The 26,533-nt window shown below is 70.8% G+C and carries 20 protein-coding genes; 11 read left to right on the top strand and 9 right to left on the bottom strand.

Annotated elements, in window-relative coordinates; all coding sequences use genetic code 11:
* Positions 1-136 precede the first annotated feature (136 nt).
* Together ACLQ26_RS25740 and ACLQ26_RS25735 are read right to left on the bottom strand one after the other, a co-directional pair.
* Positions 137-772: a prepilin peptidase gene (locus ACLQ26_RS25740; RefSeq protein ID WP_425746863.1), complete on the bottom strand. Its 636-nt coding sequence runs from the start codon at positions 770-772 to the stop codon at positions 137-139.
* Between the two features lie 10 nt (positions 773-782).
* Positions 783-1,787, bottom strand: a complete 1,005-nt coding sequence (locus ACLQ26_RS25735) for an EamA family transporter (protein WP_425746862.1) — start codon at positions 1,785-1,787, stop codon at positions 783-785.
* 435 nt (positions 1,788-2,222) lie between these two features.
* On the opposite strand from ACLQ26_RS25735, the gene ACLQ26_RS25730 reads away from it, so the two are divergent.
* The 3 genes from ACLQ26_RS25730 to ACLQ26_RS25720 all read left to right on the top strand — a co-directional run bounded on the left by ACLQ26_RS25730 (position 2,223) and on the right by ACLQ26_RS25720 (position 4,951).
* Positions 2,223-2,756 (top strand): LppU/SCO3897 family protein, encoded by a 534-nt coding sequence (locus tag ACLQ26_RS25730; protein WP_425746861.1) that lies wholly within the window; start codon positions 2,223-2,225, stop codon positions 2,754-2,756.
* Positions 2,757-3,119: 363 nt separating this feature from the next.
* Positions 3,120-3,575, top strand: a complete 456-nt coding sequence (locus ACLQ26_RS25725) for an LppU/SCO3897 family protein (RefSeq protein ID WP_425746872.1) — start codon at positions 3,120-3,122, stop codon at positions 3,573-3,575.
* A gap of 134 nt (positions 3,576-3,709) precedes the next feature.
* A complete protein-coding gene (locus ACLQ26_RS25720) occupies positions 3,710-4,951 on the top strand; it encodes an AAA family ATPase (protein WP_425746860.1) in 1,242 nt (413 codons plus the stop codon).
* Positions 4,952-4,970: 19 nt separating this feature from the next.
* Here the strand turns inward: ACLQ26_RS25720 and ACLQ26_RS25715 are convergent, their stop codons facing one another.
* The gene (locus ACLQ26_RS25715; protein WP_425746859.1) at positions 4,971-5,519 is read right to left on the bottom strand and encodes a GNAT family N-acetyltransferase; all 549 of its coding nucleotides are present in this window, start codon (positions 5,517-5,519) and stop codon (positions 4,971-4,973) included.
* Between the two features lie 134 nt (positions 5,520-5,653).
* On the opposite strand from ACLQ26_RS25715, the gene ACLQ26_RS25710 reads away from it, so the two are divergent.
* Both ACLQ26_RS25710 and ACLQ26_RS25705 read left to right on the top strand, forming a co-directional pair.
* The gene (locus tag ACLQ26_RS25710) at positions 5,654-6,199 is read left to right on the top strand and encodes a DoxX family protein (RefSeq protein ID WP_425746858.1); all 546 of its coding nucleotides are present in this window, start codon (positions 5,654-5,656) and stop codon (positions 6,197-6,199) included.
* 215 nt (positions 6,200-6,414) lie between these two features.
* Positions 6,415-7,860 carry a glycosyltransferase 87 family protein gene (locus ACLQ26_RS25705; RefSeq protein ID WP_425746857.1) on the top strand — a complete coding sequence of 482 codons (1,446 nt, stop codon included), beginning with the start codon at positions 6,415-6,417 and terminating at the stop codon, positions 7,858-7,860.
* Positions 7,861-7,864: 4 nt separating this feature from the next.
* Here the strand turns inward: ACLQ26_RS25705 and ACLQ26_RS25700 are convergent, their stop codons facing one another.
* The 5 genes from ACLQ26_RS25700 to ACLQ26_RS25680 form a co-directional block, all read right to left on the bottom strand.
* Positions 7,865-8,293 (bottom strand): molybdenum cofactor biosynthesis protein MoaE, encoded by a 429-nt coding sequence (locus ACLQ26_RS25700; RefSeq protein ID WP_358139013.1) that lies wholly within the window; start codon positions 8,291-8,293, stop codon positions 7,865-7,867.
* Positions 8,290-9,546, bottom strand: a complete 1,257-nt coding sequence (locus ACLQ26_RS25695) for a molybdopterin molybdotransferase MoeA (RefSeq protein ID WP_425746856.1) — start codon at positions 9,544-9,546, stop codon at positions 8,290-8,292. The genes ACLQ26_RS25700 and ACLQ26_RS25695 overlap by 4 nt, the downstream gene beginning before the upstream one ends.
* Positions 9,547-9,622: 76 nt before the next feature.
* A complete protein-coding gene (locus ACLQ26_RS25690; RefSeq protein WP_363680750.1) occupies positions 9,623-10,093 on the bottom strand; it encodes a MogA/MoaB family molybdenum cofactor biosynthesis protein in 471 nt (156 codons plus the stop codon).
* On the bottom strand, positions 10,090-10,581 hold the full coding sequence (moaC, locus tag ACLQ26_RS25685; RefSeq protein ID WP_425746855.1) for a cyclic pyranopterin monophosphate synthase MoaC: 492 nt from the start codon (positions 10,579-10,581) through the stop codon (positions 10,090-10,092). Before moaC ends, ACLQ26_RS25690 begins: the two co-directional genes overlap by 4 nt.
* 259 nt (positions 10,582-10,840) lie before the next feature.
* Complete coding sequence (locus ACLQ26_RS25680; protein WP_425746854.1) at positions 10,841-13,939, bottom strand: AfsR/SARP family transcriptional regulator; 3,099 nt, start codon at positions 13,937-13,939, stop codon at positions 10,841-10,843.
* 528 nt (positions 13,940-14,467) lie between these two features.
* Here ACLQ26_RS25680 and ACLQ26_RS25675 point away from each other — a divergent pair.
* The 5 genes from ACLQ26_RS25675 to ACLQ26_RS25655 all read left to right on the top strand — a co-directional run bounded on the left by ACLQ26_RS25675 (position 14,468) and on the right by ACLQ26_RS25655 (position 20,411).
* Positions 14,468-16,996: a putative bifunctional diguanylate cyclase/phosphodiesterase gene (locus tag ACLQ26_RS25675; RefSeq protein ID WP_425746853.1), complete on the top strand. Its 2,529-nt coding sequence runs from the start codon at positions 14,468-14,470 to the stop codon at positions 16,994-16,996.
* A 139-nt stretch (positions 16,997-17,135) separates the two neighbouring features.
* Positions 17,136-18,470 (top strand): glycosyltransferase family 87 protein, encoded by a 1,335-nt coding sequence (locus tag ACLQ26_RS25670; RefSeq protein ID WP_425746852.1) that lies wholly within the window; start codon positions 17,136-17,138, stop codon positions 18,468-18,470.
* 41 nt (positions 18,471-18,511) lie between these two features.
* Positions 18,512-19,144 carry a phosphoribosyltransferase gene (locus ACLQ26_RS25665; RefSeq protein ID WP_425746851.1) on the top strand — a complete coding sequence of 211 codons (633 nt, stop codon included), beginning with the start codon at positions 18,512-18,514 and terminating at the stop codon, positions 19,142-19,144.
* A gap of 22 nt (positions 19,145-19,166) precedes the next feature.
* Entirely contained in the window at positions 19,167-19,577 is a 411-nt protein-coding gene (locus ACLQ26_RS25660) for a zf-TFIIB domain-containing protein (RefSeq protein ID WP_425746850.1), read from the top strand.
* A 156-nt stretch (positions 19,578-19,733) separates the two neighbouring features.
* Positions 19,734-20,411: a maleylpyruvate isomerase N-terminal domain-containing protein gene (locus ACLQ26_RS25655; protein ID WP_425746849.1), complete on the top strand. Its 678-nt coding sequence runs from the start codon at positions 19,734-19,736 to the stop codon at positions 20,409-20,411.
* 16 nt (positions 20,412-20,427) lie between these two features.
* On the opposite strand, the gene ACLQ26_RS25650 is transcribed toward ACLQ26_RS25655, so the two are convergent.
* On the bottom strand, positions 20,428-24,645 hold the full coding sequence (locus ACLQ26_RS25650; protein ID WP_425746848.1) for a replicative DNA helicase: 4,218 nt from the start codon (positions 24,643-24,645) through the stop codon (positions 20,428-20,430).
* A gap of 281 nt (positions 24,646-24,926) precedes the next feature.
* Between ACLQ26_RS25650 and ACLQ26_RS25645 the strand changes: the two genes are divergently transcribed.
* On the top strand, positions 24,927-26,471 hold the full coding sequence (locus ACLQ26_RS25645) for a hypothetical protein (RefSeq protein WP_425746847.1): 1,545 nt from the start codon (positions 24,927-24,929) through the stop codon (positions 26,469-26,471).
* Positions 26,472-26,533 lie beyond the last annotated feature (62 nt).

Below are 26,533 nucleotides of genomic sequence, written 5' to 3'. Positions count from 1 at the left end.
CGACTGGGCAACCCCAGCCGAACGCCTGGACCACCTCATCGCCGCCTAACGATTGCACTCACCCCTTGACCCCAAGCGGCGTGTCGTGGCAATAACTTCATGATCAACGCGGTGTCGGACGCCCGCGCGCGGGGGGTCAGGGGAGGAGGGTGGCTAGCCACACGCCCGCCAGCAGGGCGGGGCCTAGGGGTAGCAGGGTGTCGCGGCGGACCTTTCGGGCCGCTAGCAGGCCGAGGACCAGGACGCCGTGCAGCAGATGCGGCAGGAGCAGCCCGGCCAGCAGGGCGTCGCGACCCAGCCAGCCGAGGGGCAGACCGAGGACCGCGGCGAGCTTCACGTCCCCGAAGCCCAGCCTGGACCCCGGCAGCAGGGCCAGCAGCACGTGCGCCGCACCGGAAACAGCCGCGCCCACAAGCGCGCCGCCCAACCGCCCGGGGGTGCCGGCCAGCAGCGCCGCCCCGGTCAGGCCGCCGAGGGCCAGCATGCCGGCGACCGCGACCAGCGGGTCGGGCAGCCGCAGGCACGCCAGGTCGACCACGGCCAGCACCAGCCCCACCGCCGCCACCGCGAGAAGGACCGGCAGCGCCGGGTCGTCACCGCGGGCGCCGACGAGCCCCGCGAACACCACGGCCGCCACCACCGGGCTGAGCCAACCGCCGCGCCGAGGCCCCGGCCGGCTCGGCGCACTGCCGAAGCGCCGGGCAATCCGGGGTACGGCGATTCCGACCACCGCCCCCAGCAGCGCGGCCGGCGCCAGCCCAGCGGCCGACATGGGCCGGACGTTACCGCCGGTCCGCCGTCGACGCGGTCCCCGATCGTGGTCCCGCGCCTTTCCGGCGCGGGCGTTCCGTGCTCACCACCAGGGCCACCCCGGCGACGATGACCGCCCCGCCGAGCAGCACCTGCGGGGTGATCGGCTCGGCCACCAGCAGTGCCCCGAGCGCCACCGCGACCGCCGGGTTCACGTACGCGTACGTCGAGACCAGCGAGATCGGCGCGTTCTGCAGCAGCCAGACGTACGCGGTGAAGGCCACCAGCGAGCCGGCCACCATGAGGTAGACCAACGCCAGCCAGGACCGGGTGCTGACCGTCGTCGGGTGGAACTCGCGCAGCTCGCCCCGGCCGGCGGCGACGACTGCCAGCGCCACCGCGCCGGCCACCATCTCGTAGACCGTCGCGACGAACGGGTCGGCGGGCATCCCGATCCGTCCGGACAGGAACGACCCGACCGACCACGCGACGGCCCCCGCCACCACCGTCAGCGCGCCGACCAGCGGCACGGCGTCCGCGCTGCCGGCGGGCAGCACCAGCAGGACCAGCCCGACGAAGCCGAGCGTGACCCCGGCGAACGTCCAGACCCCGGGCCGGTCACCGGTGGCGGAGCGCAGCAGGACCACGAGCAGCGGCACGGTCGCCACCAGCAGTGCCGCGATGCCGGACGGCAACGCCACCCCGGGCGGCCCGGACTCGGCGAGCACCACCAGGCCGTTGCCACCGGCGAGCAGGAGCACCCCGACCAGCGCGGCGGCACCGAGCTGCCGACGCCGCACGCGGAGCGCGCCCGGCCCGCGGCGCAACCGCAGCACCACCGCCAGCACCAGGCCGGCGACGGCGAACCGCAGGGCGGCCGACAGCAACGACGGCAGCGTCTCCACCGCGACCCGGATCGCCAGATAGGTGGAACCCCACAGCAGGTAGACCACGATCAGCGCGGTCCAGACCAGGGTTGGCGCGGCGGCGGCGCGGCGGCCGGACAGGGCGGCGGCGCTCGGCGGGGATGAGCTCATCGGTGGACCACGCTACGGTGGCCTCGGAGTCCGCGTCGCGCATTGGTGGCCGGCCTCTCACCACTTGTGCAGGAGGGCGGCATGACGAACTACGGACCACCCGGGGAGGGCTTCCGAGGCCCGTGGCGTGGGCAGCGGCCCGACGAGACGCCCGGCCGGCCGCCACAGCAGCCCTATCCGCCGGCCCCCGAGCCCTACCCGCCGACGGTGCAGTCCTACCCGCCCGCGCCCCAGGAGCGCCCCGGGTCCTACGGCGACTCGCCAGCGAGACCCTACGGCGGGGGGCCCTCGTACGACGGCGAGCGCGGGACACCTTACGGCTCTGGTCAGACCGGTGCGCCCTATGGCGCTGAGCCCGTCGGTGCCCCCTACGGGGGCGGACGGTACGGCGGAGAGGCCGGGGCGCCCTACGGTGGCGCGTACCGGCCGGCCGAAGTGAACACGCCGTACGGCGGGGAGTCGTACCGACCCGACGGCGGCGCCTACGGCGGTGACCCGTCCCCGGCACCGAGCAGGCGCGGGCGGGGTCCGCTGATCGCGGTGGTGGCCGTCGTGGCGCTGCTGGCGGTGGCGGGCGGCGCGTACTGGTTCCTCGCCCGCTCCGACGGTCCGACGACCCCGGCGGCCGCGCCGACCGGTTCGGCAGGTGTCGGGGAGCCCAGCGCGGACGTGACCGAGCCGGTCGGGCCGGCGCCGAGCGCCGCCGCGCCGGAGTCGTCGGCCGATCCGCGGTTCGTGAAGGTCGGCCAGTGTGTGCGCAACGACGGGACGGCCGGCGGCAAGCCCAAGCTGCTGATCAGCGGCTGCGCACCGAAGTCGTACGAGGTGCTGCGTCGGATCGACGGCGCGACAAGCGGTGAACGCGACGCCGAGGCGAAATGCGCCAAGGTGGCGGGCTACACCAACTGGTACTTCTTCGACAGCGAGCTGGACACCCTCGACTTCGTCCTCTGCCTGAAGCAGCGCTGATGCCTGACGCAGCGCTGACCACCCAACCCTGGGGATGAGATGACGACCTACGGACCATCGGGTTCCGGGCAGCCGGACGACCCGTACCAACGCCCGCCGACCGGCCCGGACGGCCCGTCACCTGTCGATGAGACGGTCCCCCAGTGGGGGCCGCCGCCTCCGCAACCGCCGCAACCGCCGCAGTGGGGTCCCCCGGCGCAGCCCGCGCAGTGGGGTCCCCCGGCGCAGCCCGCGCAGTGGGATGCGCCGCCAGGGCCCTTCCCACCCGCCGGGCCCGCTCCCGGCCAGCCGGCGCCGTGGGCCCCACCGCCAACCGGCGGGTACGGGATGCCACCCGCCCCACCGTCGCCCGGCGGGTACGGGATGCCACCGGCCCCGCCGGCGAAGAGGAGCGGCGGGAAGATCGCCCTCATCGTCGTGCTGGTGGTCCTGCTCCTGGTCTGCCCCTGCCTCGGCATCGTGGGCTGGGCGCTGTGGAGGGTCGCCGACAGCGACAGTGACTCCGCCGCACCCGCCCCGTCGGTGAGCGCACCAGTCGTCCCGCCGGTCCTACCGAGCGACCTTCCGAGCCCCAACCTGCCGTCCCCGGACGAGGAGGAGTTCGCCAAGGGGGACTGCGTGGTCAACGACGGCAGCGAGGACAGCGCGGACCTGCGCAAGGTGCCGTGCGGCCCGAACACGTACCAGGTGCTGCTGCGCATCCCGGCGACCGCCGACGGGGACCGGTGCAAGACGCTCGCACCGCAGGCGACCGCGAACTATGTGCACGACAACACGATCGACGTGCTCGACTACGTGCTGTGCCTGAAGAAGCGGTAGTCGCTTCCACAAACTAGGGCTGTCTAGCGTGGACGCTAGACAGCCCTAGTTTTGTCTCGACGGCCTCAACACGCCGGTAGCCTCATCTATCCATATCTAGCTTCGCAGCTAGAGGGCCCGATATTGTGCGATGCGTGGATCCGGTCCGCAATCCGTACGCCCCGGGCGCCGGCCAGCGCCCGCCCGAACTCGCGGGGCGGGGGCGGGAGCTGGACGTCTTCGACATCGTGCTGGAGCGCATCGCCCGGGGGCGGCCCGAGCGCAGCCTCATGCTCACCGGCCTGCGCGGCGTCGGCAAGACCGTCCTGCTCAACACCCTGCGTTCCCAGGCCATCAATCGACTCTGGGGCAGCGGCAAGATCGAGGCCCGTCCGGACCAGTCACTGCGCCGCCCGGTCGCCGCCGCGTTGCACATGGCGGTCCGCGAACTCGCACCCCGGCACCGCGCCCCGGATCGGATCGACGCCTTCCTCGGGGTGCTCAAGGCGTTCGCCCAGCGATCCGCGCCGACCGGCCGCGCCGGGGCGCCGTCGAAGCTGCGCGACCGCTGGCAACCCGGCATCGACGTGCCAGCGGCCACCGGCCGGGCCGACTCCGGCGACATCGAGATCGACCTGGTGGAGCTGTTCAGCGACGCCGCCGCTGTGGCCAGCGACGTGGGCACCGGCATCGCCGTCTTCATCGACGAGATGCAGGACGTGGGGCCGGAGGACGTCTCGGCGCTCTGCGCGGCCTGCCACGAGCTGTCCCAGATCGGTGCGCCGCTGATCGTCGTCGGCGCCGGTCTGCCGCATCTACCGGCCGTGCTCAGCGCCGCCAAGTCGTACTCGGAGCGGCTCTTCCGTTACCAGCGCATCGACCGGCTGGACCGGATCGCCGCCGACCAGGCGCTCTGCGCGCCGGCCGAACGCGAGGAGGTGGAGTACGAGCAGAAGGCACTCGACCTGCTCTACGACAAGTCCGGCGGCTACCCGTACTTCGTCCAGGCGTACGGGAAGGCGACCTGGGACCACGCGCCACGGTCACCGATCACCGCCGCCGACGTCCGGGTCGCCGCCCCCGAGGCCGAGGCCGAGCTGGCGGTCGGCTTCTTCGGCTCCCGGTTCGAGCGGGCCACCCCGGCCGAGCGCGAGTACATGCGGGTGATGGCCACGTTGTCCCTGGTGGAGGGCGAGTCCGGCGGGGCGGTCCGCGACGACATGGACGCCGCGGTGCCCACCGCAGAGATCGCCCGCGCCCTCGGCCGGAAGCCGGCGAGCCTCTCCCCGGCCCGCGACGCGCTGATCAAGAAGGGGCTCATCTACTCGGGCGAGCGGGGCACGGTGGCCTTCACCGTTCCGCACTTCGGCCGGTACCTGCGTACCCAGCCAACCTGAGCGCCGCGCCAACCGACGGTCAGACCCTGGACCAGGGCGGCGGGAAGACCACCTCGCCACGCGGCGGTGGCCCCTCCTCGCTGGTGGACGGCGGCAGGACCAGCGCCTGCCAGGGTTCCCCGAGCCCCGCCCACGGGCTGGTGAGACCCAGCTCGGCGGCCGGCCCGAACCCGAAACGGCGATAGAAGGCCGGGTCGCCGAGGACCACGACCAGCCGCTCGCCCAGCTCGGTGGCGGCGTCCAGGGCGGCCTGCACCACCGCGCTGCCGTGCCCGACCCGCTGTCGGTGCGGCGCGACCGCCACCGGCCCGAGCGCCAGGGCCGGCGCGACAGCACCGCGATCGGGTCGGACCCGCACCCGGGTGAGCAGCGCGTATCCGACGACCTCGCCGCCGTACTCGGCGATCATGGCCAACTCGGGCAGCCAGGCGTCGGTGCCGCGCAGGTCGTCGACCAGCCCGACCTCCGGCGGCGTCTGCACGTCCGGACGAGCGAACGCCGAGGCCATGACCCGACGCACCGGCCCGGCGTCGGCCGGGCCTTCGGGGCGGAGCCGCAGCGTCGTCATCCGCGCGACGTTACCCGTGACGGGCCGTCCATCAGCGATGGTCGCTCGAATCGGCGTGGCGAACGTGCACACCGACCGATCCGGATCCGGCGGTTGCCGGGGTAGCAAACGCCGCGACGGGGTATGACTGATCCATGACGCCCGTACGCTCCCTTGCCCGCGCCATGCTGAGCGGCATCTTCGTGGTCAGCGGGTACCGCAACCTCCGCAACCCGCACCGACTGGCGGAGACCGCCAAGCCGGTGACCGACAAGGTCGCGCCGATGCTCAAGAAGGCGCACCCGAGCTTCCCCACGGAGACCGAGACGTTGATCCGGCTCAACGCGGCGGTGCAGGTCGGCGCCGGTCTTCTGCTGGCCACCGGACGGTTCAGTCGGCCCGCCGCGCTGGTCCTCGCCGGCACGCTGGTGCCGGTGACCGTCGCCGGGCATCCGTTCTGGAAGAACGACGACCCCATCGCCAAGAACAACAACGAGATCCACACCCTGAAGAACCTCGGGCTCTTCGGCGGCCTCCTGCTCGCCGCCGCCGACACCGGCGGCAAGCCGGGCATCCGCTGGCGTACGGGCCACCGCATCGGCCACTCTCGACGTTCCATGCAGCGCGCCGTCCGCACCGCCCGCCGCGAGGCCCGGATCGCTGTTCGCTCGGCGGCCACCGCGCGTCGACTCCCCGGCTGACCTGCCTCGATACGCTTCGGCGTCACCCCCACCCCCCGCTAAGGCCGCGAATTACCTGAACCACCCGGTAGGCGTTAACGCGGTGGAAATGTCAAAAACATGTGTGGGATCGGACACGGTCGCATAACGCGGGAGGCACTGACGTGAGGCACCGTTCTAGGCTCCGTGCAGGACCTGGACGGGTAGGACGACCTTGGTACGGGGGTGGCCACGCCATGCCGACGACTGTCGGTAGACGGGCGGACCGCCTCGCCCCAGTTCAACGCATGACGCGGGGGATCGATCGCAGGAACGTCGTACGGGGCGCCATCGTGGCCGCCGTCGCCTATGCCGCATGGCTCGCCATCGGTGAGTTCGGGCGACCGTACAACTTCTTCGATATGAAGATCTACCATGGTGCGGTGGTGTGGTGGGCGAGCGGTCACGAGCTCTACGAGTTCATCGCGCCCGGCACCACCCTCGGCTTCACCTACCCGCCGTTCGCCGGGCTCATGATGCTGCCCATGGCGCAACTGCCGATCGTCGCAGCGGGAATCATCAACGCCCTCGCCAGCATCGCGGCGTTGGCACTGGTGCTGGCCGGCCTGCTCCGCCCCATCGTGGACCGGTTGGGTTGGCCACTGTGGTTCACCGTGGCGCTGGCGGTGCCACTCGCGCTCGCCATCGAGCCCAGCCGGGAGACGTTGGGCTACGGCCAGGTCAACCTGTTGCTGTTCGCGCTGATCATGGCGGATCTGATCGGGCTGCGCTGGCGCTCGCGCCGGGGCACCCACTACGCCGCGACCGACGGCCCGCTGCTGCGTTTCGTCTACGGTGGCGCCTGGGCGGGCGCAGGAATCGGCCTGGCCACGGCGGTCAAGCTCACCCCGGCGTTGTTCATCGCCTACCTGCTGATCACCCGTCAGTGGCGGGTGGCTGCCACCGCGATCGGCACCGCGGTCGGCGTGACAATCGGGACCTTCGTGATCGTCGGCGACGAGTCGCGCACGTACTTCGGCAGCGTGCTCTGGCAGACCGAACGGGTCGGCGCGGCCGACATGACGCCGAACCAGTCGCTCGCCGGCCTGCTGGCCCGGCTGTACGACTCGATCGAGACTCCCGGGTTGCTCTGGCTCGCCTTCTCGGTGCTCATCCTGGCGGTGGGCCTGTCCCGGGCGGCCAGTTCACGCGCCGACGGTGACGAGCTGACAGCGTTCACCCTGATCGGTCTGACCGCCAACGTGATCAGCCCGATCTCCTGGACGCACCACCTCGTGTGGGTGATCCCGGCGATCATCGTGCTGGCCGACGCCGCCGTCCGTCGACGGGAGGCGAGCAGGGGTCTGGCGCAGCGAACCGGTCAGGGCGCGACATCCGGTGGCCTGAGCGGGCTCACCGGTCTTCGCCCGCCGATCTGGTATCCCACGCTTACCGGGTTCCGACACGGCGTCGCCGCCATCGGCCTCTATCTGCTCTTCCTGATCTCCCCCATCTGGCCGTACGAGCACCAACTGCCGGAGGTGTCGCACTACCAGGACGGTCTGTTCGGGGCGCTCATGGAGAACTCGCTGGCCCTCGCCCTGATCGTGCTGGTCGCGGCGCTGCCCTGGCGCCCCGGCGCCGAGCCGGCGTTCTACGGCGAGCGGCTCGCCCGGGCCGTGGTGGTCAACGGCCGCCGCTGAACGGTCAGGGGCAGTTGACCCATTCCTCGCCGCCGTCGGCGAAGACCTGGCGCTTCCAGATCGGCAACCGGGCCTTGGCCTCGTCGACCAGCCGGGCACAGGCCGCGAAGGCCGCGGCGCGATGGGCCGTGCTCACCGCGGCGACCAGCGCAACGTCCCCGATTGCCAGCGGCCCGACCCGGTGTGAGACCGCCACCGCGTAGACGTCGGGATCGGCGGCGATCTCGGCGGCCACCTCACGCAGCACCTGTGCGGCGCTCGGGTGCCCCTCGTACTCCAGGCTCACCACCGGACGCCCGTGGTCGTGGTCGCGGACGACGCCCTGGAAGGAGACGACCGCGCCGGCCCGCCGGTCGGCGACGGCAGCTTCGTGCGCGGCGAGGTCGAGGGGCTGGTCGGTGACCTCGACGACGGTGATCGTCGGCGCGGTCACGACGCCCGCTCCCCGGACAGCAGCGGCAACGGCACGATCGGCACGCGGTCACCCTGCGCGCCGTTGGTGCCCGGTCGGATGACGGCGAACCCGTCGGCGCTCGCGAGGCCACGCAGCATCGCCGAACCGACGTGCCGAACCGGGTGCGCCGTACCGGCGGCCCGGTCCAGACGGACAAGCGCCAGGTGGGTGTGGTCGCCGCGCCCCGGCACCGCTTCGGCAAGCGTGGCGTGGGGCAACATAGGCATCGAACGACCCTGGAGCCCGGCGAGCAGCGGCGCGACGAGTGACACCAGCGCGACGATGGCGGACTGTGGGTTGCCCGGCAGGCCGGCGACGAAGCGGACCCGGCCGTCGTGATCGGCCAGCCGGGCGAGCAACATCGGGAAGCCCGGTCGGACCGCCACCGTGTTGACCACGTAGTCCGCGCCCAACGCCTCCAGGGTCGGATGCAGGTGGTCGACCGGGCCGTGCATCGTGCCGCCGGTGGTGCAGACCAGGTCGGCGTTCGTCAGCGCCGCGCGCACCGCCGCCACGTGCGCGGGCAGCGTGTCGGCCACCGGGCCCACCACGTCCGACGGGCGGACGTGGCAGCCGTACCGGCGCAGCCACGCGGGCACCGCCGGACCCAGCGCGTCGCGCACACGGCCCGCACCGGGCGGGCCGGCCGTGAGCAACTCGTCGCCGAAGATCAGCAGCGCGGCGCGCGGCGCCCGCCGGACCCGCAGCGTGTCGTGCCCGCAGGAGGCGGCCAGGCCGATCACCGCCGGGTCGACAGGCGTGCCGACCGGCAGAAGCTCCTCATCGGCGTACGCCTCCTCGCCCGGCTGCCGCCACTCCGGGGTCGGCCGGGGAGTGCCGCTGACCAGACCATCGGCGACGGTGGACTCCTCGATGCGCAGCACGGCGGTGGTGCCCACGGGCACCATGGCCCCGGTCGCGATCTCGACTGTCGTGCCGTCCTCGGCGAGTGGTGTGGGGGTGTTGCCGGCCAGCACCCGCCCGACGACGCGCCACGGCCCGGTGCCGCGCACCGCCCAGCCGTCCACGCTGGAGGTGGGGAAGGCGGGCAGGTCGGTGCGGGTGGTCAGCGGCTCGGCCAGGGTCAGCCCGTCGGTGTCGACAAGCGGACGGGCGACGGCGGGCAGCGCGGCGGCCAGCCCCACCGCGTACACCCGGGACCGCGCCTCCTCCCACCCTGCCGGCGGGGGCGCGGCGACCCGGTCCGCGGTTGGTGCGGTTTCCGTGCTCACCGACCGAGCCTATCGGGACGGACCGACGTCCGCCGGGCCTGGGCGCGGACCGGCGGTGGTCGTCGACGCGGACCGGTCAGTGGTCGCCGCCGCGAAGCTGGTCGACGGTGTGCCCGAGAATCGGCCCGAGCACGGCCAACCCGTCCCGGGCGCCACCTGTCGAGCCGGGCAGGTTGACGACAAGCATCCGGCCGGCCACCCCGGCCAGGCCCCGGGACAGGACCGAGGTGGGCACCCGCTCGCGACTGTGCGACCGGATCGCCTCGGCGATGCCGGGAATCTCGTAGTCCAGCAGGGCCCTGGTCACGTCCGGCGTCCGGTCGGACGGGGTGACCCCGGTGCCGCCGCTGGTCAGCACCACGTCGACGCCGTCGCTGAGGGCGGCGCGCAGGGCGGCGCCGACCGGCTCGCCGTCGGGCACCACCACCGGCTCGTCGACCTGACAGCCCCACTCGCGCAGGCCGGCGACGAGCAGCGGACCGCTGGTGTCGGCGTAGACGCCGGCCGCGGCCCGGTTGGACGCGACGATCACGCGGGCCCGGATCACTGCCGATCCTCCGGCCGGACCCACTCGCCGGTCTTGCCGCCCTCCTTGCGCAGCACCCGGACCGCCTCCACCGAGGCCGCCGGATCAACCGCCTTGACCATGTCGATAAGGGCCAGGCCGGCGACCGCGACAGCGGTGAGCGCCTCCATCTCGACCCCCGTCCGGTCCGCCGTGCGGGCAGTGGCGGTGATCTCCACCGTGTCCTCGGTCAGCCGCAGGTCGACTGTGACACCGTGCAGGGCGATCGGGTGGCAGAGCGGGATCAGGTCCGGAGTGCGCTTGGCCCCCATGATGCCGGCGAGCCGGCCGACGGCCAGCGCGTCACCCTTGGGCAACCCGTCGCGGTGCAGCAGGTCGACGACCTCGGGCGTGGTGCGCAGACGGCCGGACGCGACGGCCAGTCGCCCGGTCACCGCCTTCGCGGAGACATCGACCATGCGGGCCGCGCCGGCACGGTCGACGTGGCTGAGCTGCGCGGGTTCGGTCACGGCCGTGAGCCTATCGGTGCGGTACGACGCACAGGGGCTCGGAAGGGGCGCGGCCCGGCACTCGCCGGGTGCGACAGCGCTCACCGGGCCGCGCCCCTTTCCTCGCCGGACCCGCCGCCGAAGTCGCTGGGGGGACCTGGCGGCGGGCGCGTGTCGACGACCCGGTTCTGCCCACGGGCAGAACCTCCCCCGTTCGCCGATACGCTCCAGAAGCTATCGGGCTCGGCGATAAGAAATCGATAAGCGACGTTCGCGCAGGTCAGCACCCCGCATCGACGACACTGGCACCCAGTTCGGCGAGGCGGCGCTCGACATCGAGGCGTTCCGGTACGCCCATCCGACGGAAGATCGCCAACGCCCGCTCCCAGTGCCGCCGGGCCTCGGCCGGGTCGATGGCCTTGAAATGCTCCGCGAGGCCCGCCAGTGCACGCCCCTGCTCGTGCGGGTGTGCGATCCGCGTCGCCAACCGCAGGGCCTCGCGGTGCATCTCGGCTGCCGTACGGTCCCGCCCGCGTGCCCGCAGCGTGCGGCCCAGTTCGTTCAACGCCGCGGCCTCGACATGCCGCTCGCCCGAACCGACCGCGAGGGTCCGAGCCAACTCGTGCTCCTGCTTGGCCTCCGCCAAGCGACCAAGACCGCGGTAGGCGATGCCAAGGTCGAGGCGTACCTCTGCCTCGCCGTAGCGGTGGCCGGTGCGGTCCCGAAGCGCCAGCGAGGCCCTGAGGATCCTGATCGCCTGATGGAAATCTCCCATTCGGGTGCGTACCGATCCGATATGGCTGAGAGCGTTGAGCACGTGGAACTCGTTCGAGTTGGTTCGGGCCCAGGCCAGGTGACGCCGGTGAATCCATAACGCCTCTTCGTAACGGCCCAGTGACGTGAGGGCGATACCAACGTTCGGTAACGCGTTCGGCGCTCCTGCGTTGCCGTAGCCCCGGTAGTCACGCAGATGTTCCATACCGAGTGCCACCGCCTCGGTCAGATTGCCGCTCCAGTAGTGGACCGGGGCAAGATTGGCCTGGTAGCGAGCCGTGTTCAGCACGTCCCGGGATTCCTTGGAAAGCTCGACCGCGCGGGTCAGGTGTTTCAGGGCTTCCCGGTTGTCGCCGGTCCGGACGTAAGCGGAGGCCAGGTAGTTCTGCATCAGCGCCGTCGACTCGGCGTTGCCCGTCGCCTCTGCCGCTGCCAGCCCCTGCTGGTGGGTCACGATGATGTCCTCGAAGTATCCGCGGATGTAGCAGAATCGCCACAGGGCACGAGCCAGCCGCCAGGCGTGCTCGTGGAAGCCCGCCACATGTGCCGACGCCACCATCGTCACCAGGTCCGCCCGCTCGGCTTCCAACCACTCGGCGCTCGGCTCGCCAAGAGCCTCCAGCAATTCAGGCCGACCGAACGGGAGATGACTGACCTGGCTTTCGATGACAACGGGCTCGATAATCTCAGCAATCCGCAGTGCCGCTGCCAGGGTGAAGTCGAGCAGTTGGGCCAGGGCTGACCTGCGGTCCTGCGCCGAATCGACGTACAGGCATAGCTCGACGGAGTACTGGCGCATGAGGTCGTGCAATCCGTATTGCCTGGAGTTCAGATCCTCCACCAGGTGCCTGTCGGTGAGGTCGTCGAGAGCCGCGTGAGCTTCCGCCACCGTCAGCCCGGTCAGTGCCGCGACCGCCGTTGGGCTGAACCGGCTACCGGGGTACAGACCCAGAAAGCGAAAGACCCGCTTGGTCGACTCGGGGAGAGGTTCGTAGGAGGCGGCGAACACACCGGTGACTGTGCTGTTCTCCCCGGCCAGATGAGGGAGAACCGACGCCGCGCCGGCCATCTGTGCCGCGAGATCCGCCAACCGCCAACCACGTCGGTGCGCCAGCCGGGCGCCGGCCAGCCGAATCGCCAGGGGAAGATGGCCGCACCGCCGGACCACCTCGACCGCTGCTTCCGGCTCGGCGTCGACCCGTTCCCGCCCCACACTCGCGGCCAACAGGTCGACGCCCTCCCCGGACGACATGACCGGCAGGGACTGCGACGCGCCGAGGTCCGGGTGGGTGAGTCGGCGTCGAGACGTCACCAGCACGACGGCGGTGGGCTCGATCGGCAGAAGCGGCAGGATCTGGTCGCTGCTGGCGGCGTTGTCCAGAATGATCACCGACCTCCGGCGGGCCAGTTCGCGTCGCCAGAGTTCCGTCCTGTCGTCGAGGTCAACCGGCACCCGCTCAGGCGGCACCCCAAGCTGGCGAAGCAGGACGACAAGAGCCGACGCCGGTCCAATCAGGTCCTTCTCGCCATGCCCCCGCAGGTCGACGTACAAACGGGCATCCGGGTACCGGTCGCTCAGCCGGCGGGCCAGGTGCACGGCAAGTGTTGTCTTGCCGCTGCCGGCCATTCCGTCGATGACGTGCACGGCCGGTACGCGATCCTCGACACGCCGCGTCTCCGCCAACAGCCTGGCCACGACGGCCTCCCGACCAACGAAGTCGGTGACCGAACGAGGCAGATGATCCACCGCTGCGACTGTGGGCATCTGCTTCGTCGTCGGGTCACCCGCCGGTCCTGGTGGGGACCCAGCAAGGCGCCCAGCCCTGCCTTTGCTCAGGCCGGTGACGACGGGTTTCCGGCTCGGCGCCTCGGTGAGGATCCTGCGCCGCAACTTCTCGAGGTTGGCCCCCGGGCGCACCCCCAGCTCCGTCATCAGATGCCTGCGAATCTCGTCGTACGCGACAAGCGCCTCCGCGTTGTCACCGCGCTCGTGCAGGGCCCGCATGAGAAGGAGGTATGTCGGCTCTCGGAGCGGATGAAGGGCAGTCACCGCGCGCAGTGACGGAATTGCGAGATCATCCCGCCCGGATCGCAGATGAACCTCGGCGAGGAGTTCCACGGCCAGAAGACGCTCCTCCTCCGCAGCGACGGTTCGAGCCGTCAGGACGGGCCCAAGCGGGATGCCGGCGAGCATGGGACCCTGCCACCGCACCAAAGCGCGGCCCAGCAGTTCCGACGCACGCGACAGGTCGCCAGCGCCCAGAGCATCCCGGCCAGCGTAAAGCTCGTCCTGGAAGCGGAAGACGTCGATCACATCCGGCCGCAAGGCGAGGCGATAGCCGTTCCCCTGCCGCACGAGAGTCGCGTCCGCGAGCGCTAACGTCTCGAACTCCCGGCGAAGATTGGCCGCATAGGTCCGCACATTCGCCACAGCGGAACGCGGAGGACGGTCGGCCCACAGCTCGTCTATGAGGCCGGACAACGTCACCAACTGGCCTGGCTGGACCGCGAGCATCGCGAAGATTACCCGTTGTTTGGGCGTACCCAGGTGCAACTTGTGGTCGGCAAGCAGCACCTCCAGGCCACCCAGCAGGTTGATCTCCACCGGCCCTCCGAATTCGCGTCTATCGGTGTCTAGCTGATCACACTGGGGAAGGTTAACGGTGGTCAGAATGCAGGCCAACCCCCCAACGAGACACCCCAAATCCACACGGACCAGGCGACGGAGAGCAGATTCTGTCCGACCGGATTGACCCTGAGCCCAAACTGACGGATGAGGCCAGGCGCACATCCTGGCCACACTAGGGAGGAGGCGACAACGCCGATAGCCTCTCCGCAGCGCGCAAGCTGCGGATCGCCAGTGCAGCACGACCGCGCTCCGCTCAGGTGGCATGGACAGACCGTCACAAAGGCCGCTGGCTTGGCTAATGTTGCGTATACCGACATTTATCGCTACTAAAACTGCCTAACTCCTCTTAGGCTCCCATCACGAGAACGGATCCGGAATACGGAAACGGCCGGACGAGTGGAGGGAGCATGCAATGCGCGGCAGCGACTGGTTCTGACATCGAAGTAGCACTGAGCGGTAAGCTCCTGTCGTCAACAGGTAACTGTGGGCGACGACAGGAGCTTCATGAGCCAGGTGTCACCGCAGAGTCCCCGGGCAGATCGGTCGCTTCTGCTGCTCGTCGGTCTCATCGTCGTCATGGCAATTGTTCCCACAGTCATCGCTGGGGCCAACGTGTTGACCCGTCGCCCCGTCTCGGTAGGCGACGGTGCGACATTCGTAGCGCTGACCTTCATGACTGCGCTTGGCACGATCGTCATGGCACCTATCCGAATTCGCTCGACCACACACGGCATCACCTGGGTCGAGACGGCGATCGTGATAGGGCTTGCCGTGGCACCACCCGCCTGGGTGGTACTGGCGACCGGGGCTGGCGTCGGTATCGCATCAGCCATCATGAAGCTGCCGATGATCAAGGCGGCCTTCGGAGTCAGCAAGAACATTCTGGTGGCCGGCGGGGCGGGCCTCACCACGTTGGCCATCCCCTGGCAGTGGCCGTTTACCGGCGTGCTCGAGCTGGCCACTCTGCTCGGGGCGATCTACCTGGTCGCGGCACTGCTCGACGATCTGCTGGCCATCCCGGTGATCGCTCTCGCCACCGGCACGCGGGTGTCCCGTCAATTCCTGAACAACCTTGACCTGCGGATCGCCGGCTTCGGCGTGCGATTCGTCGTTGCTGTCTGCACGCTGCTCATCCTCCGCGAAGATCCCCGACTGCTGCTTGCCGTCCCGCCACTGATGTTGAGCCTGCACCTGGCCTACTCCGCACGGATCCGGGGCCGCACCGAGCAGCAGGCGTGGCAGCGGCTCGCCCGCACCACCGACGCGCTCAACGTGGTCGACCTGGACAACGTGCTGACCACCGCCGTCACCCAGGCCGCCGAGCTGTTCTCCGCCGACGAGGTCGAGATCGAGCTGCGCGACGGCGGGCGCACCGTTCGCGGCGGGACCGCCGGCATCACCTTCGATGGACCGAGCGGCACGTCCACCGAGGTAGACGGCACCGTCGTGCCCACCCCGCTGGAAGGCCACGACCGCTCCGTCGACATCGGCATCCTGCGATTGCGCTTCCGCGGGCCGGTGCAGCTCTCCGAGCGGGAGCAGTACACGCTGCGCACCTTCGCCTCGGCGCTCTGCACGGCCGTTCGCAACGCCCAGGCGTACGCCGAACTTGCCCGCGTGGCCGACGAGCACGCGTACGCCGCCACGCACGACGCGCTCACCGACCTCGCGAACCGACGGCAGCTGCTCGACCAGGGCACCGAGCAGCTGAGTGCCCGGCACGCGGACGGGGTGACCGCACTGGTGTTGATCGACCTCAACCACTTCAAGGAGGTCAACGACACCCTCGGCCACGCCGCTGGCGACCAGGTGCTGGTCCAGGTCGCCGATCGGCTGCGAGACGCCGCCCAGCCCAGCGATCTGGTGGCGCGCCTCGGCGGTGACGAGTTCGCCGTACTCCTGCGCGGTCTACCGGCCCCCGCGGTGGCCGCGCACCGGGCCGAGACGCTGCTCGCCGCCCTGCACGAGCCGTTCGAGCTGGACGGCATGCGTATCAGCGTCGAGGCCAGCGGCGGGATCTCCGTCGCGCCGGCGAGCGGCGGCATGGCCGAGCTGCTGCGTCGCGCGGACGTGGCCATGTACCAGGCGAAGCGGGCCGGGCAGCGGATCTCCACGTACGCCCCGACCCGGGACACTGCAGACCTGGGTCGTCTCACCCTCGGCGGTGACCTGCCGCGTGCCGTGGCCGACCACGAGTTCATCGTCAACTTCCAACCGATCGTCGACCTGGGCACCGGCGAGGTGACAAGCGCGGAGGCACTGGCCCGTTGGCACCACCCCACGCACGGGCTGATCGATCCGCTGCGCTTCCTGGAGGCGGTGGAGCGTTCGGGAATGCTGCCGGCCTTCGCCGAGGCGATCCTCGACCAGGCGCTGATCGCCGCGGTCAACTGGCGCGAGGCCGGCTTCGACGTACCGGTCGCGGTAAACGTGTCGCCACGCAGTCTGCTCGACGCACGCTTCCCGGGCTCGGTGCTGGCCCGGCTGCGCGCCCACGACCTACCGCCGGACCGGCTGGTGCTGGAGCTGACCGAGACGTTGACGCTCAGCCAACTCGACGTGGTCGACCGGGTACTCAGCCGGCTGCGCGACGAGGGTGTCCGGTTGGCGCTGGACGACTTCGGCACCGGCTACTCATCCCTCTCCCTGCTCTCCCGGATCCCCGTGCACGAACTGAAGATCGACCGCAGTTTCGTGACGACCATGGGAAGCTCCGCCGAGGCCGCGGCAGTCATCCGCTCCACCCTCGACCTGGGCCGCAGCCTCAACCTGACGGTGGTCGCCGAGGGCGTGGAGAGCGAGCCGCAGCGACGCGCCCTCTGGGAGCTGGGCTGCGTTGCCGGCCAGGGCCACCTGTTCGCCCGGCCGATGCCCGCCGGCACCCTGCTCGCCACGTTGCAGCGCGGGTCGGGCGGCCACCCCGGCACCCTGGCACCGCCGCTGCACGACACCGGCGCGGTGATCCGATTGAGCCAGACCCGCCGCCAGGCCGGCCGCTCCCGCCCCGACCGCCTTCCCCACCTCCCCGCCTGACCGCGCACGCCGCCCGGGCCGGCACCGCCGCCGCTCACACGAACACCGACACGGCAAGCAGTCACCGCCGGTGTGACCGAGGCCGACCGGAGTCCCGCGGACAACCGGGTGAGCAGCGACGTCTGCCAGACTGACGCCCGTGATCGCCGACGCCCCGACCGCCCGCCGCCGCTGGCGGACGCTCGACACCGCCGCCGGCGGCCTCGCCCTCGACCTGGGCCTCTACGCCGTCTCGACCCTCTTCGCGGCGATCACCGCGATCACGTCGACCCTGCTGCCACACCGCGCCTGGGGTACGGTCGCAGCCGCCGGCTACCTGGCCGCCACGCTGGCGGTGATCGTCCAACTCCTCCTGCGTCGGCGCAGCCCGGCGTCCCGACTGGCCGGCCTACCGGCACGCTGGGCGGTGACCGGTTTCGCGTGGGCGAGCACCGCGCTGCTCCCCGTGCTCTGGCAGAGCGTCGAGCGGGCCACCGGACGCACCGACCGCGCACAGGAGGAGGTACTGGTCGTCGAGCAGGCCGGCATCCGCCTGCTGGAGCACGGCACGCCGTACCTCGGCCGAGACGCGATCGCCGCCCTTCCCGCCGGGGAACAACTTCTCGGATACACGCCGTACCAACCGGGCATGGCGCTGTTCGGCCTGCCCAGGGCACTCGCCGACACCTGGTGGACCGACGCACGGGTGTGGTTCGCGGTAGGCACCGCGCTGGCGCTCGCCCTGGCCGTGTCCGCCCTGCGCACGCTCGGCACCATCGGCGGGCGTCCGCTGGGGGAACACCGGTTCGACCCAGCGCTACTGCGGGGCGTGCAGGCCGCCACCGTCCTGCCGATCTGCGCCCTCACCCTCGCCACCGGCGGCGACGACATGCCCGTACTCGCGCTCTGCCTGCTGGCTCTCGCACTCGCCGCCGCCGGCCGGCCCGGCCGGGCCGGCCTCGCGGTCGGGCTGGCCGGCGCGCTGAAGCTGTTCGCCTGGCCGGTCGCCCTGGTCCTGATCGTGTGGGGTCTGACCCGGCGAGCCGGCACCCGGGTCGCGGCCGGCGCTATCGGGTTGCCCATCGCCGCCCTACTTCCGGCCCTGCTCGTCGACCGCGACGCGCTGACCGAGAACGTGCTGCGCTTCCCGCTCGGCCACGGCCTGGTCACCAGCCCCGCGCAGTCCCCGTTCCCCGGTCACCTGATCGCCACCATGCTGCCCGGTGGCCGGCTGATCGCCGCCACCCTCCTGGTCGCGGCCGGAGCGGCAATCGCCGTCCGACTCGCCCTCCGCCCGCCGGGCACCGCCGCCGCCATCGCGCTGATCAGCGGGTACGGGCTACTCGCCGCGATCGCCCTGATGCCGTCCACCCGATTCGGGTACCTGCTGTACCCGCTGGCCCTGCTCGTCTGGGCACCCGCCCTGCACCGCCCGGACACCGCACCGACCACCCCGACGCCCGACCATCTGCCCGGTCGGGCCACATCGGTCTAACCGACGGGCGGAACGCCGCCGCACGGCGTACACCTGAGGGCATGACCACGTACCGCGATCGTGCCGAGGCGGGCCGGGTGCTCGCCGAGCGGCTCACCGCCCTCGTCGGCGAACCGGACGCCGTCGTCCTCGGCCTCGTCCGCGGCGGCGTACCGGTGGCCCGGGTCGTCGCCGAACGGCTCGGCGCCCCACTCGACGTGCTTGTCGTCCGCAAGCTCGGCATGCCCTGGGCCCGGGAGGTCGCCTTCGGCGCACTCGGCCCGGGCGGTGTGCAGGTGCTCAACGACGCGATCGCCAGCCGTCTCAGCAGCGACGACATCGCAGCGGTCAGCCATCGCGAACAGGTCGAGTTGGAGCGGCGCGAGCGGCTCTACCGGGGCGGTCGCCCACCGCTGGACCTCACCGGGCGCGTCGCCGTGATCGTCGACGACGGTCTGGCCACCGGCGCCACCGCCCGCGCCGCCGTCGAAGTCGTCCGCAGGCTCGGCGCCCGCCGGGTGGTGGTGGCCGTGCCGGTCGGCGCCCAGGAGGCGTACGAGCTGCTGGCGGCCGAGGCCGACCAGGTCATCTGCGCCCAGCGCCCACCCGATTTCGGCGCGGTCAGCGTCTACTACGACGACTTCCACGAGGTCTCCGACGACGAGGTCGTCGACGCGCTCACAGCAACCGCTTAGCTCGACCAGGTACCGTCAGGTGATGACTAGCCTCACCTGTCCCAAGTGTCACGGCGAAATGCGACAGTACGAGCGCAGCAACGTCCTCATCGACCAGTGCGGGGAGTGCCGGGGCATCTTCCTCGACCGCGGCGAGCTGGAGAAGCTGTTCGAGGCAGAGGCCAACTGGAGCCGCCAGCAGCCCGGCGGCCCGCCGCAGCAGCCGGGTGGCTACCCCCCGCAGCCCGTCCAGCAGCCGGGTGGCTACCCGCCGCCGCACGCCCCGGCGCAGCACCAGCCCGGCTACGGCGCGGTCCCCCCACCGCCGCCCCCGCCGCCCGTCCACGGTTACCCGCCGGCGCCTGCTTACGGCCACCAGCAGCAGCACCAGGGCTACCACGGCCACTACCGGCAGAAGAAGCGCAAGGGCTTCCTCGACGAGATGTTCGGCTGAGCCCTCGCAGCGGAGTCATCCCCAGGCGGCATGCCTCTGAGTCAGGGCTCTGACTCAGAGGCGTGTTCCAGCGGCGGTCCAGCGTCCCGATCCGCGGCACGCACCCACCCGGGTCGATGGTTGGCGGCCGGGGCGCGTCATGCGAGGCTGCATCGCATGACCGGGATCCAGCAGGACCAGGCTCTCGCCGAGGCGTACGACGGCATCACCGCCGTGGTCGACGACCTGGACGACGCGCACCTGCAACGAGCCACCCGCTGCCAGGGCTGGCTCGTCGCGGACCTGCTGCTGCATGTGCTCGGCGACGCCCAACGGGCACTCGTGGCCCTGGCCAGCCCCATTGGCGGCCCCGCCGATTCCGACGACGTGTCCTACTGGCGCGGCTTCCCGGGCGGCGATGACGGGGCCGCAAGGCACGCCTGGTGGGTTCGCCGATCGGCGTCCGCCTTCGACCGGCCGACAGGCATCGTCCGAGTCTGGAAGGAGACCGCCCCGGCGGCGGTCCGTGCCGCCGCGGCGGCAGACCCCGAGGGGTACGTCACCACGCAGGGGCACGTGCTCCGCGTACCGGATCTCCTGGCCACCCTGACCACCGAGGCCGTGGTGCACCACCTGGACCTGACGCCCGAGCTGCCGGACGCGCCGCCACCCGGCCCACTGGCGGTACGGGTCGCGGTTTCCACCATGGACGGCCTGCTGAGCGACGACACGGTCCGCCCCGCCGGATGGGACGACACCGAATTCCTCCTGAAGGCCACCGGCAGGATCCCGCTTACCGACCGGGACCGACTGGAGTTGGGCGAGGCGGCAGGCTGGTTCCCTCTGCTGGGGTGACCCGATCGGCTACGCCTCAGCCGATGGCCATGTCGACGAAGCGGGACAGGTGCAGTTGGGCGGCAACCGTCACCGTGTCCGTCGGCCCATTCCGATGCTTGGCAACAATGAAATCCGCCTCGCCCGCCCGCGGCGACTCCTTGTCGTAGTAGTCGTCGCGGTGCAACAGGATGACCACGTCGGCATCTTGCTCGATCGAGTTGTGGGTGGCGATGCCGTTGGCAATGAAGTTGTGCTTCTCAAGCACGGTCGCATCGAACACCTCCTGCTCACCGATCGGCTCGATGGACACGATCGAGTCCCAGAAGATGTCGTTGGTCGCGTGCAGGTCCAGGTCGGCAGCGTCGAGAACGCGGGCGATCGCCGCCAGTCGGGAGCGGCTGGGCGCACGCTTCCAGAGGGTGCTGCCGCAGAACTGGGTACCGATTGCCTTCGCAAACTCGCGATGGGTCATCCCTTGCTCGACCAGGATCTCCTTGACCCTGGCCCACACCTCGCGCGGCACTGTGTCGACGTTCGTGTTGCTCTCCGTCGACTCCAACGAGGCAAGGAGAGCAGCACAACCCTCCGACCGCTGCCCGTGGACGCCGATCTCACGCAAGAACCTCAACTGGTCGTCGCGGCCGGAGACGTCGAGTGTGTACTGCGGACGATGACCCACCACCGGTACGACCTTCAGCCGGGCCGTGATGCCATACCTCAGGAGCAGTCGAGAGATGTCCTCAAGCAATCGTCGGCTCGTGGACGCGAAGTAGACGCGTCCGCCGCGACCTGACTTGTTGACAGTCACCGACCCGTCCGTCGACCACAGGTGGCGCAGGAATGTGGTGACCTGCTCCTTCGGCAGGCTGAAGAGAGGCTGGGGGAGGAATTTCTCGTGTGATCTGAGGCCGAAGAGCCCCAAGCTGTCCAGCCACTCCGCGATCGGGTTACGCCGACCACGCGCCAGTTGGTACGGAGCGGGCAGGCGGAGCGTGGTCACTCTCGCCGCCGGATGGTCGTCACGCACGGCACTGATCCCGAATTGCTTCGCCGCGTCCGTCACCGCCTGGAGGTTCAGCTCATCGCAACTGGCGTATCGGATCGGCTGACGCCGCACGAAGGAACCATCGCCGAGGAGATGCGCCAACATGACGACCTCGGCGTCAGCCCACGGCCGGACGGCCATTGGGGGCGGCAGGTGTCGCGGCGTGGCGATGCGATCTCCTGGTGAGAGTTCACCCAGGGGCACCCATCCGGTGAACGCGAGGAACGGGTGGTTGGCTGTGGCGTCGATTTGCTTGCCCGAAGCGAGGGTCAGACGAAAGACCTCGCGGGTGCCACTAGGAAAGACGTGAGTCATGGTGCGTGGGGTGTAGCGAAGGCCCTCATCCAGTGCCCAGACCGGGATGCCCTTCGCGCTGTTGGCTAGCAGTTCACCGAGCGTGATCTCACTATTGTCATCTGCTCGTATCAGTCGGGTGTCAGCCGTAAGGCACCCAGATTCCCGCAGGTCGGACAGCTGGGGGCGCTTGTCGGTGCGCTGCTCGGGACCACGGTTCAGCTGACTGACCGCGATGACCGGGCACTCGACCTCCTTGGCGAGCAGCTTCAGACCACGCGAGAGGTCCGCGACCTCCTGCTGCCGGCTCTCGGTGCGCTTGGGCGAGGTCATCAGCTGGAGATAGTCGACCACGATCATCTTGAGGTCGTGCCGCTGCTTGAGCCGGCGGGCCTTCGCCCGGATCTCCATCAGGTTCATGCTCGGGGTGTCGTCGACGAAGAGCGGCGCCTCGCTGATCTCACCCATGCACCGGGCCAGCTTGGTCCAGTCGTCGTCGGAGAGCTGCCCGCTGCGCAGCACGTGCAGCGGCACCCGCGCCTCGGCCGAGAGCAGTCGCATGACGATCTCGACCTTGCTCATTTCCAGCGAGAAGATGGCGGCAGCCTGATTGGCACGGATCGCGGCGTTCCGGGCGAAGTCCATACTCGCCGTGCTGTTGTGGGTTGGGATCATCGCCCGACTGGCCAGATAGAGATGCTCGGAGTTGTCCACCGTGACGCAGCGGACCGGCACGCTCGGCACCGGGCGCACGTCGACGATGAAGCGCGAGGTCGTCCGGACGTCGGAGGCGGTGCGGCGGCGTTCCGCGTGCGCGACCCGCTTTCGTTCGAGTCGGAAGATGACGTCCGGCGTGGAGAAGTTCACGGTGTACGCGATGGACGACTCGGGGGTGCGTCCGGGTACCGACTTCGCGTTCACCGTGCAGCGATAGCCGAGGCTGACGACGAGTTCGCGAACGTCGTCCGCCAGTCGCTTCGAGGTCGACGTGTATTGCAGGTTTCCCATGGGGGCGACGGTGCCATCGGTGTCCATCAGCCCCGCCAGCAACGCCCGGCGCTGGACCTCCGAGGCGCGCAGGTAGGTGTCAGGGATGTGCTTGGCCGCCGCCACTCCGACCTGACGGAGCAACCCGACGAAGGAACCGTTCCGGTTGTGGCAGTCGGCACACCTCCTGGTTGCCCGGTTCTCGCGCAACGCCCTGGTACGGACGCCGCAGTCCACGCAGACGCCGTTCCCCGCTGCGACAGGCGTGGGCGGGAGCAAGATGGTGTAGACCATTGGCCCGCTGGGTCGAACGACGAAGCCGTCCGCCTCGACGTGGTTGATCATCTCTGGGTCTGCGGTGGTGAATCGGCTGGCACCCGTGTGGCCGTCGCCGAGCCACGCCCCCAACGTGTAGGGCGGGACCACCAGTTCCCGATCAGGAAGGCGCAGGGGAGCGCTGTTCCGTACGGCGTGGTTGAGCCGGCGGTCAGCGGTGTCCGTACGCAGGGTTGCTGCGATCTCAGCAGTGGTGACGACACCGTCGTGGTCGACCCGGCTAGCGGCGTTGACCTCCCGCTCCGCGCGTTCGAGCAGCGCGCTCAGAAGGGGGCCGGCCGGATACCCGGGGGCGCTCCAGTTCCGCGCCCTGCCGTTACGGACGATGGGACGGCTGATCCGGCCGACCGACCCGACCTGACGGGCGACGGTGTGCAGGACATGTCGGAACTCCGGCCCGACCTGCTCGATGGTGTCGAAGAGCGTGATCGGCTGGTTCCGCGAGGCGCCGAATCTCTCGTGTGCCGCACGTACGTTCGCCAGCGACGACTCGGACCAGTGCCGCCTCTGCCGTGCCGGAGGCTGCCGTCGACTCGCGCGGCTTGTCGTCTGCCACAGGTGCTCCGCATCCGCCACGATGACCGTGCCGTCGGAGAATTCAACCTCGTAACAGGGTCGGTCGTACATCACGTCGAAGGCGTGGGTGACCCTGGTGGGAGTGCCGTCCGCCGCCAGTAGTTGGTCGCCCACCCGGACCTCGCCCATGGTGGTCCAGCCATCCGGCGTCGGCAGCGGAGTGTCCAGGGCCAGCGCCTTGCCCAAACCAGGCCTGCCGGCCACGATGATCAGCTGTCCGGCGTGCAGGCCGTTGAGCAGCCGATCCAGGTCGGTGAAGCCGGTCGGCACACCGGTCATCATCCCGCCCTGCGCACCCACCGCCTCGATCTCGTCGAGTGTCGGCTGGAGCATGTCGGCCAGGATCGCGAAGTCCTCGCTGACCCGCCGTTCGGTGACGTCGTAGACGGCCTGCTGCGCGAGGTCCACGATGTCGTCGACATCGCGGCTGCCGCCGTTGGCGGTGCCGTAGCCCAGTTGCACGATCTTGGTGCCGGCCTCGACCAGCCGCCGCAGCACCGCCCGCTCGCTGACGATCCGTGCGTAGTACGCGGCGTTCGCGGCGGTGGGCACGCTGGCGATGAGGGTGTGCAGGTAGGGGGCGCCACCGATGCGGGCCAGATCGCCCGAGTCGGTGAGGGCGGCGGCCACGGTGATCGGGTCGGCCGGCTCACCCCGGCCGTAGATGTCCAGGATGACGTCGAAGATGGTGGCGTGCACCGGGCGGTAGAAGTCGTTGGTCTTGAGGATCTCGACGACGTCGGCGATGGCGTCCTTGGAGAGCAGCATGCCGCCGAGGACGCACTGCTCGGCCGCGACATCCTGCGGTGGGGTCTTGTCGAACTGGCCGTCGCGTTGCACGGGCGGCTGGCCGCCGCCGGGCCGTGACTCCGCGCGCCTGTCGTCGGTGACCGACACGGGTCCCCCCTCCACTGCGTCGGATCCGGTCTCAGCTCTACCGCCGAGGTACGACAGTTCTCCTCGACCAGGCCGGTCGATCGGGGGCCATCGCGCCGGCGGTCGAGGGCCAACCATACGGACCCCGAGGTCAGCGACTCAACAAGCCCGGTGGACGAGCCTCGGGACAACCTGTGGACACCGGTGGACGAGCATGTGCGCAGGGTGTGCACAGGCTGTGGACAACGGTTGGGGAATTCTCGGCCACAAGCCTCTGAGCTGCTAAAACGTGGTCCCCAGCCTGTGGAGGAGAATATTTCGGTCGGTTCTGTGACACGATCTTCCCGTACTATCTCCAGCGAACGGCTACACCTGGACAGCGGATTACGCTTTCGGTTCAGAAGGGTCACACTCCGGCCGTGAGTTACCGGGACTGGGGACGCGGGGAGGGCAGCCCGCGCGAGCGCCCGCCGACCGCATCGTGGGGTGAGCCCATGCTGCCCTCGCCGGTCGACCCGTACGACGAGGACGCGCGCTATCGCACCTCCAGCCGGCGGCGCGCACTGGACCGTGGGCAGGACGAACCGGTCGACGCCTACCTGCCGCGATGGGCGCTGGAGTCGGGAGTTCGGCACGCCGACGGCGGTGGCCGGCACGCCGCGCCCGACGAGGACGAGCCCGAGGTCGAGGTCGAACCGGAGCGCCCGAGTTCCGGGGGCGGCTGGCGAAGCGCCGAGACGAGGGGTCCCCGACGGCGTGCCATCGAGACGGGTAGGCGCGAGCAGCCGGCGATCGGTGCGGGCCCCGAGTCGGACCACACCCGGGAGTGGACACTCGATCGACCGCAGGAGCGGGGGTACGCGGGCCGTCGGCGTGCCGACGCGTCGGAGGAGGAGCCGGTCTCTGGCGCGGCCCCGGATCGTCGTCCCCGCCGTGCGCCGGCCGGCCGTCCGCAGGTGATCTGGTCCGGTGGGGACCTGGAGGCCGACCCGGCCGACGTGACGGCTCGTCCGGAGCCGAGCCGGCCGACGCGGCGCAGCCGGCGGGCGGCGGAGGAGTCCTGGACGCGTCCGGCGGTGGATCCGTGGGAACGTGGGTCGGAGCGGGCCGCGGAGCCGGAGCCGTCGTACGTGCCCGCGGTGGATCCGTGGGACGCCTCGGGTGTGCACGCGTGGCCGCCGGCTGGCCCGGACGGCACCGACCTGAGCGAGCAGTGGTCGCAGGCGGAGAGCGTCGGTGGCTGGGAGCGATCCGACCGCACCGGCCAGTGGGAACGCTCGGCTGTCGAGGACGACCAGTGGGACCGCACGCTCCCACCCCGCTCCGATCGGTTCACGGCGGCCGAGGGGTGGCCGAGTCGGGACAACGGTTTCTGGCCCGGGACGCGGTTGTCGGGTGACGATCCGCGCTGGATGGATACCACGACGTCAGCGCCCCGGTCGCCGGTGGCGGGTTACACGGCCCCACGACCGCGCAGCGCTCCCGTACCCCCGGATGGCGCGCGGCGTCGGGCGGACCGTTCGCCTGTCGGCACGGCGTCGGTGCGGCGTCGGGTCGAGTCGGTGGCGACGGGCGCGTGGGCGCGCCGTCTGGAGGACGACCTGCTCGACCCGGATCCCGGTGGGTCGATCCGGCCGCTGCTCTACACCGCCGCCTGCTACCTGGTGCCGTCGGTGTTGATCTTCCTGTGGTTGCTGACGTTGGACGGGCAGGCGCCCGCCGGTTGTGTCACCGATATCAGCGGGGGTGGCTGCGACTCCGCACGGTCGCGCGCGTTGGAGTCGCTGTTGGCTGGCTCGCCGCGTTTCGGGTTGGCGTTGGTGAGCAGTCTGGTGGTGGCGGCGCTGCTACGGCGGGTCGGTACGACGTGGCGGTCGGCGACCATCGCGCTGGCCGCCGCGGTGGTCGGTGGCGGCCTCTCCACGGTGCTGATCAGCGCGGTGACCGGTCAACCGATCGGCTGACGGCGACCCGGTCGGCGCGGGGCGTACGCGCGAGGGCCCGCACCGATCGCTCGGTGCGGGCC

It is taken from the genome of Micromonospora sp. DT43 (genome assembly GCF_049841645.1).
Classification (GTDB): Bacteria; Actinomycetota; Actinomycetes; order Mycobacteriales; family Micromonosporaceae; genus Micromonospora.
This window is presented reverse-complemented; position numbering and strand designations above follow the sequence as displayed.

What these genes read in the sequence shown, in the direction of transcription:
- ACLQ26_RS25740 (WP_425746863.1), bottom strand. Translation starts at nt 772, where the DNA reads ATGTCGGCCGCTGGGCTGGCGCCGGCCGCGCTGCTGGGGGCGGTGGTC.
- ACLQ26_RS25735 (WP_425746862.1), bottom strand. Translation starts at nt 1,787, where the DNA reads ATGAGCTCATCCCCGCCGAGCGCCGCCGCCCTGTCCGGCCGCCGCGCC.
- ACLQ26_RS25725 (WP_425746872.1), top strand. Translation starts at nt 3,120, where the DNA reads ATGCCACCGGCCCCGCCGGCGAAGAGGAGCGGCGGGAAGATCGCCCTC.
- ACLQ26_RS25715 (WP_425746859.1), bottom strand. Translation starts at nt 5,519, where the DNA reads ATGACGACGCTGCGGCTCCGCCCCGAAGGCCCGGCCGACGCCGGGCCG.
- ACLQ26_RS25710 (WP_425746858.1), top strand. Translation starts at nt 5,654, where the DNA reads ATGACGCCCGTACGCTCCCTTGCCCGCGCCATGCTGAGCGGCATCTTC.
- ACLQ26_RS25705 (WP_425746857.1), top strand. Translation starts at nt 6,415, where the DNA reads ATGCCGACGACTGTCGGTAGACGGGCGGACCGCCTCGCCCCAGTTCAA.
- ACLQ26_RS25675 (WP_425746853.1), top strand. Translation starts at nt 14,468, where the DNA reads ATGAGCCAGGTGTCACCGCAGAGTCCCCGGGCAGATCGGTCGCTTCTG.
- ACLQ26_RS25665 (WP_425746851.1), top strand. Translation starts at nt 18,512, where the DNA reads ATGACCACGTACCGCGATCGTGCCGAGGCGGGCCGGGTGCTCGCCGAG.
- ACLQ26_RS25660 (WP_425746850.1), top strand. Translation starts at nt 19,167, where the DNA reads ATGACTAGCCTCACCTGTCCCAAGTGTCACGGCGAAATGCGACAGTAC.
- ACLQ26_RS25655 (WP_425746849.1), top strand. Translation starts at nt 19,734, where the DNA reads ATGACCGGGATCCAGCAGGACCAGGCTCTCGCCGAGGCGTACGACGGC.
- ACLQ26_RS25650 (WP_425746848.1), bottom strand. Translation starts at nt 24,645, where the DNA reads ATGGTTGGCCCTCGACCGCCGGCGCGATGGCCCCCGATCGACCGGCCT.